Raw genomic sequence first — 11984 nt, 5'->3', positions numbered from 1 at the left:
AACGGCGGCGAGGAGGCTCAGCGCCGGCCCCGCGGAAAGCGAAGCGCCTGGAACGGAAATCAACAGCCCCAATTTCACCACCAATCAAAAAAAGACTGTAAACAAACACGATTTTCATCGAGTTTGTCTACAGTCTGAGACCCTGCCATCAGGGTCTTTTGTTTTTGATTACTTTTCCTTCTGTAAGTTATGATTTAAAAAGGAGCCGGAAATTCGGACATGTCCTATGAATATGTTAGGAATATGGCTATGTTCATGCTATATTACATTTAAATAACAATATCTTTAAAAACTGTTCTGGAGTTTAGAATATAGTAGAATAGGGTAAAACCGTGGAGTGCCTTTTTTATAGGTCCTTTCATAATGAATGTTCATATCGCGCCTGGTGTTCTCAACGCATGCGTGATGGACGAATTAAAAAAGAGATAAGTTGTTGAGGTGTGGAAAATGAAGATTGCAGTTAGCGGCGGAGGTACAGGTGGACATATCTACCCTGCGCTCGCACTAATAAGGGAAATTCAAAAAAAGGATGAAAATGTCGAGTTTCTCTACATAGGGACGGAAAAAGGACTCGAAAGCAAGCTTGTCCCAAGGGAAAATATCCCGTTTAAATCCATACATATCACAGGGTTCAAACGAAAGATTTCATTTGAAAACGTAAAAACAATCCTGCGGTTCCTCAAAGGTGTCAGGGACAGTAAAAAAATGCTAAAGGAATTCAAGCCAGATGTGGTCATTGGTACTGGAGGCTATGTTTGCGGTCCTGTGGTCTATGCGGCTGCGAAAATGGGCATACCTACAATTGTCCATGAACAAAACAGCGTTCCAGGTTTGACGAATAAATTCCTGAGCCGTTATGTTGATAAAATTGCGATTTGCTTTGAAGAAGCTAGGGAATTCTTCCCTGAGCAAAAGGTTGTGTTGACTGGTAACCCTAGAGCGTCAGAGGTACTGGGGCAGGATGGAATCAAAGGCAGATTGTCTGCCGGATTAAAGCTTAAAATTCCTACTGTGCTTATTTTTGGCGGAAGCAGGGGTGCCAGGCCAATTAATGAAGCAGTCGTTAAAAGCCTCACTGAATTAAGCGGTAAATCATATCAAGTGCTATATGTTACGGGAGATGTTCATTTTGAAGATATCCAGAAGGAAGTTGAACTTGTTGGTAATCCGGAAAATGTCATCATCAAACCGTTTATTCACAATATGCCCGAGGTGTTATCCGGTGTTGATTTAACTGTAGCAAGGGCAGGAGCGACAACCCTGGCTGAACTAACTTCATTGGGTATTCCGAGCATATTGATTCCGAGCCCTTATGTAACCGACAATCATCAAGAAAAAAACGCACGGGCATTAAGCGAACACGGAGCAGCACGGCTGCTGCTTGAAAAAGATCTTACAGGCCCCAAGTTGGTTGAAAGTATTGACCACATACTGGGCAATGAAGAGAAGCTGGCCGATATGAAAAAGGCAGCTAAAAAACTAGGCATACCTGACGCAGCCCAGAGACTGTACCGTCTCATGGAGGAACTGGCGAAAAAGTAGCCTGTAGGCATGCAGCTGCATAAAATGGTCAAAATAGCTGTATCGTGAAAGGAAGGTAATTATGAAGGATCTAGCTAGCAAACTTAGAGAATTGAACATCGGTTCGGTAAAGGAAAATGAACCGCTGGCAAACCATACATCAATGAAAATTGGCGGACCTGCTGACATACTTATTGAACCTTCATCAATAGAAAATTTAAGAAAAGCGGTTGAAGCCATTAAGGATTCTGGTGTTGAATGGACCGTGATCGGCAGAGGTTCGAATCTCCTCGTTTCGGATAAAGGCATTGAAGGTGTTGTGATTAAACTCGGTTCCGGGCTTGATGATTTGGAGATCGATGGTACTAAAGTGACAGCTGGTGGAGGTCTTTCACTGGTCAACTTTGCGATCAGCATTAGCCGAAAAGGCCTTTCAGGGCTTGAATTCGCAGGCGGAATTCCTGGGTCGATTGGCGGAGCGGTTTATATGAACGCAGGGGCCCATGGTTCTGATATATCACAAATTCTGGACAAAGCCTATGTGCTCTTTGAAGATGGCTCTCTTGAGTGGCTCACTAACAATGAGATGAAATTCTCTTATCGTACCTCGGTTCTCCAGAAAGAGCGGCCAGGTGTTGTCGTAGGAGCCATTTTCCAACTTAAAGAGGGCAATAAGGATGAAATTGTGGCGGAGCTTCAAAAAAACAAGGATTATCGCAAAGAAACACAGCCATATAACTTTCCGAGCTGCGGCAGTGTCTTCAGGAATCCCCTGCCTAATTATGCTGGGAATTTAATCGAAAAATCAGGTTTGAAGGGCCATCAAATCGGCGGGGCGCAAATTTCGGAGCTTCATGCGAATTTCATCGTGAACAAAGGAAATGCAAAGGCTGAGGATGTGCTCGGTCTGATTCAGCATGTAAAGGATACGGTCCTTGATTTACATGGTGTGAAAATGGAGACAGAGGTAGAAATTATAGGTCGGAAATAGCAGGAAAGTGGTTCAAGCTGTCAAATTCTGTGATATAATAATTCATTAGATTAGGATGCTGTCCGGATAAGAAACGGCATGATAAATGCTCATGCCGTTGGTTCTTCTCTTCTTATGTGCTGTTGTACATAATTTTTGTCTTCAATTCATGGGAAGCTTCTGATTCTAAAATTATTATAACGATGGCTTTAACCTGCAAGATCAAGAAAAAAGATGTTATTCTTATTGGAAATAGGTTCAGCCGATAAAGAGGGGATTGAAAATGGACAAGAGGAAAATCGTCTCAATTGAAGATCGGATTCCAAAGTTAAAACATCAAAGGCGCAAGAAAGCTAATCGCAGGCTTATCATGCTTCTGGCTGTGTTTTTTATATTAATAGCCGGTGTTATCTATTTTCAGTCACCGCTAAGCAAGGTGAAAGAGATTACTGTTTCAGGTAATGAGTCCTATTCCTACGAGCACATCGTTGAAAAAAGCGGGCTCAGCTTCGAGTCAAATGTGTGGAAAATCAGCAAAGGCGAAGTAGAAGAAAAACTGAAGAAGATCCAGGAAATCAAGCAAGCTACTGTGAAAGTAAGGTTTCCAAATAAGGTCTCCATTGAGCTTGAAGAATATAGCAGGCTTGCTTACATTTCAAAAGGAAAGAATTTCTACCCGGTCCTTGAAAATGGAAATATTCTTGGTGAAAAGCAGATTGATGAAATTCCTGTTAACGCACCGATTTTAATAGGGTTTAAAGAAGGGAAGGTCCTGGATGAGATGATTGCTTCACTGGAGGAACTGCCTGAAGTTGTCATCAATTCAATCTCTGAAATTCACTCACAGCCAGTAAAGACGGATAAATATCTTGTTAAGCTTTATATGAATGACGGTTTCGAGGTAAATGCTACTCTCAGGACTTTTTCTGAAAAAATGGCACATTACCCTTCAATTGTCAGCCAGCTTGACCCTTCTAAAAAGGGTGTGATCGATCTCGAGGTGGGCTCTTATTTTAAAGCATATGAAGCAGAGGAAGCTGAGGAAGTTGAAATTGAAAAAGAAAGTGAACAGTAATCGTGTAATTCTTTCAATCGTTTTCCTGGTACTTGGCTTCATGGTAGCTTTTTCATTCCGTGTCACACAGGACGAGGGAGACAAAGGCCAAGGCTTGACACACGGGCAATGGGAGAAGCAATTAAGCCTTAGGGACGATTTGATAGAACAGGAAGAAAAAAACCGTGATCTTCAGAAAGAGTTGAATGCCAAGCAGGAAAAGGTAAGGGAAATTGAGGCCAGCCTTTCCAAAGAAGCTCAGGTTTTCTTTAACATGGCAGAGGACGCCGAGAAATACCGTATGTTCCTTGGCAAGGTAGAGGTCAGAGGCAAGGGAGTAAAAGTAACTCTGGCTGATGGAGAGTACGATCCTGATGAAGAGAATATCAATAATTATCTTGTCCACGAGCATCATGTTTTCAAGGTGATCAATGAATTGTACATTTCAGGAGCAGCAGCTATCGCTGTGAATGGGCAGCGAATTTCTCACAATTCTTATATATTGTGTACAGGCCCTGTCATCACTGTTGATGGCTACCAGCATCCTGCCCCATTTGAAATCACTGCTATTGGTGACCCCGATGTTCTTTCCTCCGCTCTCAATATTACCGGTGGGGTAAAAGATCAGCTTGTGAATGACCAGATTGTTTTTTCATTAGAAGAAAAGGAAGATCTTAAAATGGATCCGATTTTGGGGAAATGATTGCGATCATCGCTTTCTTTCCGAAATACGAATGCCGTATAAGAAAATAGGTTAACAGGCTGTTTAGAATGGGATTGAATGAATACTACCAGAAATGGCCTAATAGAAAGCAAGGTGAATACGTTGGGCCGACCTAAAAATCTCAGCTTCAGTATGATAGCTGCAATTATTGGATTAATGGTCGCCATTCAGTTTCAAACCGTCAGGGAACCAGAAGTCAGGGATACACGTGACACTTGGCAGCTTCGTGAGGATTTAATGAAGGAGAAGGAATTACAGTCCAAGCTGCTTCTTGAAATCAGGTCCAATGAAGAAAAACTAGCTAAGTACGAAACTGAGCGGCAGCAAAGCAAGGAAGAGGTACTGCGGGAGACCCTCGCAGAATTGAAGGATGAGGCTGGACTGACCGAGGTCACCGGTCCGGGGATAACTCTATCGATTAAACCTGCTTTCAACCTGATTGTCGAAGGTGACAATCCGCCTTCGGTTTCTCCAGACATGCTCAAAAGGCTTTTGAATGAATTGAACATGTATGGCGCGAAGCATGTTTCTGTTGATGGCGAGAGGGTCATAAATACTACCGTCATCCGGGATATAAACAGGGTGACAAAAATCAATGGCCATTCTTTAAATCGTTTTCCTATTGAAGTTCGGGTCATTACGGAAAATGGAGATGCAGCCGAAAAGTTATACAATCGGATGAAGGTTTCCACGGTAGCCGAGGATTTTTTTATCGATAATCTGGAAGTGATAGTAAACAGGCCTGAGAGCACGTTGGTTGTACCTGCATATCAAGATACAATCAGGATCAGGTACATGGAACCCGTTAAAACAGACAAAGGGGGAGGCAACGGATAATGTGGCTTCCAATCATGGGGTTGGTCATCGGTGTCATCATTGGGCTATTGACGGATATCCGAATTCCTGAAGAATACTCCAACTATTTATCAATCGCGATCCTTGCAGCCCTCGATACTTTATTCGGAGGGATCCGCGCCCAGCTGCAAAATATTTATGATGAAAAAGTTTTTGTATCAGGATTCTTTTTTAATATAGTATTAGCAGCAAGTTTAGCTTTTCTAGGTGTCCATCTTGGTGTAGACTTGTATTTAGCAGCAGTTTTTGCCTTTGGGGTAAGGCTGTTCCAGAATATAGCCGTCATCAGGAGAATAATATTGACAAAATGGTCAACGACAAGTGAAAAGTAGAAAAAAAAATGATATTTTAAAAGGGAAATATTTAATTGTGACGAATAAAGTAATGTAATTAAAAAATGAAACGCAATTAGATAGTGGCAAGAAATTGTTGTTCAAACACTAGGAATTATTGAAGGAGGTGCCACAGAATGAACAGCAATGATATATATGTCAGTCTTGACATCGGTACATCCAGTGTGAAGGTAATCATTGGAGAAATGGTCAGCGACACTTTAAATATAATTGGTGTTGGCAATGTAAAGTCCGAAGGGTTAAGAAAGGGCTCCATTGTTGATATAGATGAAACCGTTCATTCTATTAAAAGGGCAATCGAACAAGCTGAAAGAATGATAGGTTTAAAGATTAACCAGGTGATTGTAGGTGTCACCGGCAATCATGTTTCCCTGTTGCCATGCCATGGCGTGGTTGCAGTTTCCAGCGACAATCGCGAGATCACGAATGAGGACGTAGCGAGAGTCATTGATGCTGCACAGGTGGTATCGATTCCGCCTGAGCGAGAGATAATAGACGTGATTCCAAAGCAATTTATCGTTGACGGTCTTGATGAGATCAATGATCCAAGAGGCATGATCGGTGTTAGGCTTGAGATGGAAGGAACGATCATTACTGGATCAAAGACTATCTTACATAATACTCTTCGTTGTGTTGAGCGTGCTGGACTTGAAATTGTGGATATCGGCCTACAGCCGCTCGCTGCAGGAGCATTTGCACTTTCAAAGGATGAAAAGAATATGGGTGTCGCAATGATTGATATCGGTGGCGGTTCATCGACTGTCGCTGTATTTGAGAACGGACACTTAAGGGGTACATCTGTCATTCCGGTTGGAGGAGACCATATCACCAAGGACCTATCAATCGGTTTGCGCACGACAACTGAAGAAGCGGATAAATTGAAGTTGAAGCATGGACATGCCTTTTATGATCATGCATCCGAAGAGGAAATTTTCGAGGTTTCAATCATTGGCAGCGACCAGCAGCAGCAGTTCAATCAGCTGGAAGTAGCCGATATCATTGAGGCAAGGATGGAAGAAATCTTCTCCCTTGTCCAGGATGAATTGAAACACATGAACATAAGGGACTTGCCGGGTGGTTTTGTCCTGACAGGTGGAACAGCCAATATGCAGGGTGTTCTGGAGCTAGCCCAGGATATTTTCCAAAGCAGGGTAAGAATTGCCATACCGGATTATATTGGCGTAAGGGAACCCCAGTACACGACAGCAGTCGGCTTAATCCAATTTGCTTATAAAAACGCAAAATTAAAAGGAAAGAAAATGGAAGCAGCTTTTAGTGAAATGGAACCGAAAGAAAAGAGAGTTCAAAAACAGCCGCATCCAAAATCGAAGCCTGAGAAACAGCCTGAAGAAAAAGTCACCTCAAGAATGAAGAAATTTCTTGGCTACTTTTTTGAATAATCAGAGCTAACAGGAAATCGGCGAATTAGGAGGATTTGTCATGTTGGAATTTGATACAAATTTAGATTCACTTGCTACTATAAAAGTTATCGGTGTTGGCGGCGGCGGAAATAATGCGGTTAACCGAATGATCGAACACGGCGTACAAGGGGTAGAATTCATCGCGGTCAACACAGACGCACAAGCATTGAACCTTTCAAAAGCTGAGATCAGAATGCAAATCGGTGCAAAACTAACGCGTGGACTAGGCGCTGGCGCTAACCCAGAGGTCGGAAAGAAAGCAGCTGAAGAAAGCAAAGAACAAATTGAAGAAGTGCTAAAAGGCGCTGACATGGTATTCGTTACAGCTGGTATGGGCGGAGGAACAGGTACTGGTGCAGCTCCAGTTATCGCTCAAATCGCCAAGGACCTTGGAGCATTGACAGTGGGTGTAGTTACACGTCCATTTACATTTGAGGGACGCAAGCGTGCTGGACAGGCTGGCGGTGGTATCTCATCGATGAAGGAAGCAGTAGATACTTTGATCGTCATTCCTAACGACCGTTTGCTTGAGATTGTTGATAAGAGCACTCCGATGCTAGAAGCTTTCCGTGAAGCGGATAATGTTCTACGCCAGGGTGTACAGGGTATTTCAGACTTGATTGCTACACCTGGTTTGATCAACCTTGACTTCGCTGACGTAAAAACTATCATGTCCAATAAGGGTTCAGCTTTGATGGGAATTGGTGTTGCTGCGGGTGAAAACCGTGCTACTGAAGCAGCTAAAAAGGCTATTTCCTCACCGTTGCTTGAAACTTCACTTGATGGTGCTCAAGGTGTTCTTATGAATATCACTGGCGGAACGAACCTTAGCTTATACGAGGTACAAGAAGCTGCTGACATCGTCGCCACTGCTTCAGACCAAGATGTAAATATGATCTTCGGTTCTGTCATCAATGAAAGCTTAAAAGATGAAATTATCGTTACGGTGATTGCAACAGGCTTCAATGAGGAAGTCGTCCAGCCTAAGCCGACAAGACCAGGTTTTGGAGGGCAGCAAAAGCCAGGTATGGGTGCTATCAAGCGCGAACAGCCTAAACGTGAAGAAATCCAGCAGGAAGCACCAAGGAGCAATCAGTCTCCCCAGGGGGATGATGCTCTAGATATCCCAACTTTCCTGCGCAATCGTAACAGAAGACGCTAATTTATACTTCAGCAGGGCATAGCCGAAAAGGCTATGCCCTTTTTATGCTTTTTTTAGGAGTCTACTAAACAACATAATTTTTGATTAAATGGCCTACTAAAAATTCAAGCATCATTTTACTCTTAAAGTTAATAATCTGAAAATTGACAAAATCCGAAGGGAAAAGTGAAAATCTCTGTTGTTTTGGTGCCAGATTATGACACACTTCATAGGCCAATGACGATATACTTTTCCGTAACGGAATGATAGAGCAAGACGCAAATCGGTTAGCACGTGCTCGAACAGTGGTTGCTGACCTTTGCTCGGCGCCAGGTTGTTTTTTACCAGCCAAAGTAGTTTGCGCGGTTTGCCAGATTGAACCGTCAAAAAGCCTTTGGCATGCTTGATCCTTTCAAGCAAGAGGGTTGAGGGATTGTGAATCTGAGTTTGACTCAGCACTTTCAGCGGCCGAACAAGGCGCATGCGAATTCTGTACCTGTATAAGCGTATAGAGTTTATACACTTAGAGTAGTGTCTAGCTCCAGCGCCAAGCCCCTCGAGACTTGTCTAGTTTAGCCTCCTAGAAACTCCGAAACTTCAACTCCGCCGGTAGAAGCAAAAAGCGCTTCTTTGTCGGAGTCTCCAGTTTCTGTGCTTCTGGGCAGTCGGCTACACATTTCGTTTTCGGGTCCGCCCAGTGAAGTCAAAGAACGACTTCACTGGTCGGTCCTCTGAGGCACAGGATGTGCAGACCCGCCAGCCACACGATGTGGCTTTTTAGGCGGGCAACGCTTGTCGGGGCTGACCAAGGCGCTTGCGCTTTTCTTAGGGGGATGAGAGGTGAAGGTTTATCTGGATGTCATCTGGGCATTGAATTTATTATTTGATACGTTCCTTCTCTACTTGACTGCCATCATCCTGAAAAGACATGTTAAGCTATGGCGGCTATGTATGGGAGGGGCTATAGGTTCACTGCTCATTGTATTAGCAATTACTCCGTTTCATGCTGCAGCGGGGCACCCAGCGGGGAAACTGTTCTTTTCTATATTGATGGTCCTGGCAGCTTTTGGCTATAAAAGATTCGGTTTTTTCTTCAAGGCACTCATGACTTTTTATGTAACGACCTTTCTGCTTGGAGGCACTTTGACAGGAGTACATTACTTTATCCAATTTGATATGAACCTGGCATCTAATGTTGCCATGAACCATATTAAAGGGTTTGGCGATCCAATCAGCTGGCTTTTTGTATTGCTGGGGTTTCCGCTCGCCTGGCATTTTTCAAAGAGAAATATTGAACAATTCGAAATGACCAAGATTCAATATGAATCAATGGCAGAAGTTGAAGTGAAGTTCATGGAGATGGATTTTAACATAACAGGATTGATAGATAGCGGCAACCAGCTTTATGATCCTATTTCAAAGATGCCAGTTATGATTTTATCCATTGCAAATTGTTTGGATGGTATGCCGAGTGAAATCAAAAGGATAGCTGAAAATCCCGATTGTGTTTTATCAGGCGAGGGAAATTTCTCGCAGCAACTGGAAAATAGAATGAGAATCATTCCATGCAAGGTAGTCGGACAAGAGCATCAATTAATAATTGCCTTTAATCCTGACAAGATCAAGATTACTACAGACGAAGGAACTTATATGGCAGAAAAGGGATTAATATCTTTTACTGCACAGGAGCTTTCCGCTGATGGCAGTTTTCAATGTATAATCCATCCAAAAATGATGGCAGGGATGGCAAAACAAGAGTCAACGGTGAAGGTAAGCTAATATTACTATACTCAGAAATACATAATTTAGAAGGAGGACAATCAATGAAAAATTTGCGGCTTCGGATATCCTATTACTGGTATAAATTATTAATGAAACTGGGCTTGAAAACAGATGAAATATATTATATCGGCGGTAGCGAAGCGTTGCCACCTCCTTTGACGAAAGAAGAGGAAGAAGTACTATTGAACAAACTTCCAAATGGGGATAAAGCTGCGAGGTCTATTCTCATTGAAAGAAATTTAAGACTCGTTGTATACATCGCACGTAAGTTCGAAAACACGGGCATCAATATTGAAGACTTAATAAGTATCGGAACAATCGGTTTGATTAAGGCGGTCAATACCTTCAATCCTGAAAAGAAAATCAAGCTGGCGACCTACGCTTCCAGATGTATTGAAAATGAAATTCTGATGTATCTGAGAAGGAATAATAAACTTCGGTCGGAAGTTTCCTTTGATGAGCCTCTGAATATTGATTGGGATGGAAATGAACTGCTTTTGTCCGATGTTCTGGGAACCGATGACGATATTATCACAAAGGATTTAGAGTCCAATGTGGATAAAAAATTGCTGGTAAAAGCACTTCAGCAACTTTCTGATCGTGAAAAACAAATCATGGAATTGCGTTTTGGTCTTGGCAGCGGTGAAGAAAAGACACAGAAGGATGTGGCTGATATGTTAGGGATTTCACAATCATACATTTCACGTCTTGAAAAAAGAATCATCAAACGTTTGCGTAAAGAATTCAACAAAATGGTATAGCAGAAAAATTTTCTACAAAAAAATTTTCTCTTTGATAATAGTGATAACTTGGCGGTTTTCCTGGTTGATTCTTCCTGAAACCAGTCCAGGCTTTAGGTAAATAGTGCATATTTTTCCTTCTTGCGGAGATACTGATTTTTGACAGCAGCTCCTGTGAGGAGGGAAAAGATTGACACGAAACAAAGTTGAAATTTGCGGTGTTGATACATCAAAGCTTCCCGTTCTTAAAAACGAGGAAATGAGAAAACTTTTTAGAGAAATGCAAAGTGGTGACATCACAGCAAGAGAGAAACTTGTGAATGGGAACCTGAGGCTTGTTTTAAGTGTAATCCAGCGTTTTAACAACCGGGGCGAGTTTGTTGACGACCTATTTCAGGTCGGATGTATAGGCCTAATGAAGTCCATTGATAATTTTGATCTCGGACAAAATGTAAAGTTCTCAACCTATGCCGTTCCAATGATCATCGGCGAAATTAGACGGTATTTACGAGATAATAATCCAATCAGAGTCTCGCGCTCATTAAGGGATATAGCCTATAAAGCGCTTCAGGTCCGCGAAAGGCTAATGAGTGAGGCATCTAGGGAACCAACTGCGGAAGAAATCGCCAAGGTTCTTGAGGTACCTCACGAGGAAATTGTCTTCGCTCTTGATGCGATTCAGGATCCCGTATCCTTATTTGAACCGATCTATAATGATGGCGGAGATCCAATCTATGTGATGGACCAGCTAAGTGATGAACGGAACAAGGATACAAACTGGATAGAAGAAATTGCCCTGAAGGAAGGTATGAGGCGCCTGAATGAGCGTGAAAAGTTGATACTCAGAAAGAGGTTCTTCCAGGGTAAGACACAAATGGAGGTAGCCGATGAAATCGGCATCTCGCAAGCCCAGGTGTCCCGTCTTGAAAAAGCAGCCATCAAACAAATGAATAAAAATATCCAAAGCTAAGCTGCCTTTTGGCAGCTTTTTTATTTATGTTATACAAGGTCAGTGCGAAGTAGGACAACCTCGTAAAATTCAAGATTCACTGAAGTAATTCATACATCTGTTTCCTCTTCATATATTTTATATAAGGGCTAATTAATGCCAAAGCGAAATCCGGAGGGATCTGTATGGTTAAGGTGACTGAATTTCAAGTTAAGGATGTCGTGAATGTTTCGGATGGAAAAAGGCTTGGTAATATAGAAGATTTTGAAATCAATCTAAATACCGGTAAGATCGAAGCTGTTGTGATTGGGAGTTCAGGTAAGGTACTGGGATTTTTCGGAAAGGAAGATGAGGTTGTGATTCCCTGGACAAATATCCTGAAAATAGGTGAAGATGTCATTTTAGTCCGGTATAAAGACAGTGGGGGATATCTGCAACAGAAAACTGACGATGGTGAGTAACATCGTAATACTG

General features: G+C 42.4%; 13 protein-coding genes. All 13 read left to right on the top strand.

The features are described 5' to 3' along the window. The coding region (locus ACH0QE_RS11205) for a hypothetical protein (protein ID WP_415800760.1) at positions 1–193 on the top strand (193 nt) is incomplete at its 5' end. A gap of 254 nt (positions 194–447) precedes the next feature. Then, complete coding sequence (gene murG, locus ACH0QE_RS11200) at positions 448–1542, top strand: undecaprenyldiphospho-muramoylpentapeptide beta-N-acetylglucosaminyltransferase (RefSeq protein WP_415800759.1); 1095 nt, start codon at positions 448–450, stop codon at positions 1540–1542. 61 nt (positions 1543–1603) lie between these two features. Beyond that, a complete protein-coding gene (gene murB, locus ACH0QE_RS11195; protein ID WP_415800758.1) occupies positions 1604–2512 on the top strand; it encodes a UDP-N-acetylmuramate dehydrogenase in 909 nt (302 codons plus the stop codon). Positions 2513–2774: 262 nt separating this feature from the next. Further along, positions 2775–3566, top strand: a complete 792-nt coding sequence (locus ACH0QE_RS11190; protein WP_415800757.1) for a cell division protein FtsQ/DivIB — start codon at positions 2775–2777, stop codon at positions 3564–3566. Next, positions 3514–4248, top strand: a complete 735-nt coding sequence (locus ACH0QE_RS11185) for a DUF881 domain-containing protein (protein WP_415800756.1) — start codon at positions 3514–3516, stop codon at positions 4246–4248. Before ACH0QE_RS11190 ends, ACH0QE_RS11185 begins: the two co-directional genes overlap by 53 nt. 78 nt (positions 4249–4326) lie before the next feature. Next, entirely contained in the window at positions 4327–5106 is a 780-nt protein-coding gene (locus ACH0QE_RS11180) for a DUF881 domain-containing protein (RefSeq protein WP_415800755.1), read from the top strand. Next, complete coding sequence (locus tag ACH0QE_RS11175; RefSeq protein WP_023614986.1) at positions 5106–5456, top strand: small basic family protein; 351 nt, start codon at positions 5106–5108, stop codon at positions 5454–5456. The genes ACH0QE_RS11180 and ACH0QE_RS11175 overlap by 1 nt, the downstream gene beginning before the upstream one ends. A gap of 137 nt (positions 5457–5593) precedes the next feature. Continuing rightward, positions 5594–6877: a cell division protein FtsA gene (ftsA, locus tag ACH0QE_RS11170; RefSeq protein ID WP_415800754.1), complete on the top strand. Its 1284-nt coding sequence runs from the start codon at positions 5594–5596 to the stop codon at positions 6875–6877. A gap of 40 nt (positions 6878–6917) precedes the next feature. Next, positions 6918–8060, top strand: a complete 1143-nt coding sequence (gene ftsZ / locus ACH0QE_RS11165; protein ID WP_041966019.1) for a cell division protein FtsZ — start codon at positions 6918–6920, stop codon at positions 8058–8060. An 819-nt stretch (positions 8061–8879) separates the two neighbouring features. Further along, positions 8880–9818: a sigma-E processing peptidase SpoIIGA gene (gene spoIIGA, locus ACH0QE_RS11160; protein ID WP_415800753.1), complete on the top strand. Its 939-nt coding sequence runs from the start codon at positions 8880–8882 to the stop codon at positions 9816–9818. A gap of 44 nt (positions 9819–9862) precedes the next feature. After that, positions 9863–10582 (top strand): RNA polymerase sporulation sigma factor SigE, encoded by a 720-nt coding sequence (sigE, locus tag ACH0QE_RS11155; protein ID WP_041966016.1) that lies wholly within the window; start codon positions 9863–9865, stop codon positions 10580–10582. Between the two features lie 169 nt (positions 10583–10751). Then, positions 10752–11531 (top strand): RNA polymerase sporulation sigma factor SigG, encoded by a 780-nt coding sequence (sigG, locus tag ACH0QE_RS11150; RefSeq protein WP_023614979.1) that lies wholly within the window; start codon positions 10752–10754, stop codon positions 11529–11531. A gap of 164 nt (positions 11532–11695) precedes the next feature. Then, positions 11696–11971: a YlmC/YmxH family sporulation protein gene (locus ACH0QE_RS11145; protein WP_415800752.1), complete on the top strand. Its 276-nt coding sequence runs from the start codon at positions 11696–11698 to the stop codon at positions 11969–11971. Positions 11972–11984: the final 13 nt, after the last annotated feature.

It is taken from the genome of Mesobacillus sp., from assembly GCF_047739415.1.
Classification (GTDB): domain Bacteria; phylum Bacillota; class Bacilli; order Bacillales; family Cytobacillaceae; genus Mesobacillus.
This window is presented reverse-complemented; position numbering and strand designations above follow the sequence as displayed.

Bases quoted from the DNA above. Each gene is read 5' to 3' on its own strand.
- ACH0QE_RS11145 (WP_415800752.1), top strand. From the start codon at position 11,696: ATGGTTAAGGTGACTGAATTTCAAGTTAAGGATGTCGTGAATGTTTCG.
- ftsZ (WP_041966019.1), top strand. From the start codon at position 6,918: ATGTTGGAATTTGATACAAATTTAGATTCACTTGCTACTATAAAAGTT.
- ACH0QE_RS11175 (WP_023614986.1), top strand. From the start codon at position 5,106: ATGTGGCTTCCAATCATGGGGTTGGTCATCGGTGTCATCATTGGGCTA.
- ACH0QE_RS11180 (WP_415800755.1), top strand. From the start codon at position 4,327: ATGAATACTACCAGAAATGGCCTAATAGAAAGCAAGGTGAATACGTTG.
- ftsA (WP_415800754.1), top strand. From the start codon at position 5,594: ATGAACAGCAATGATATATATGTCAGTCTTGACATCGGTACATCCAGT.
- ACH0QE_RS11185 (WP_415800756.1), top strand. From the start codon at position 3,514: ATGAAGCAGAGGAAGCTGAGGAAGTTGAAATTGAAAAAGAAAGTGAAC.
- sigE (WP_041966016.1), top strand. From the start codon at position 9,863: ATGAAAAATTTGCGGCTTCGGATATCCTATTACTGGTATAAATTATTA.
- murB (WP_415800758.1), top strand. From the start codon at position 1,604: ATGAAGGATCTAGCTAGCAAACTTAGAGAATTGAACATCGGTTCGGTA.
- murG (WP_415800759.1), top strand. From the start codon at position 448: ATGAAGATTGCAGTTAGCGGCGGAGGTACAGGTGGACATATCTACCCT.
- ACH0QE_RS11190 (WP_415800757.1), top strand. From the start codon at position 2,775: ATGGACAAGAGGAAAATCGTCTCAATTGAAGATCGGATTCCAAAGTTA.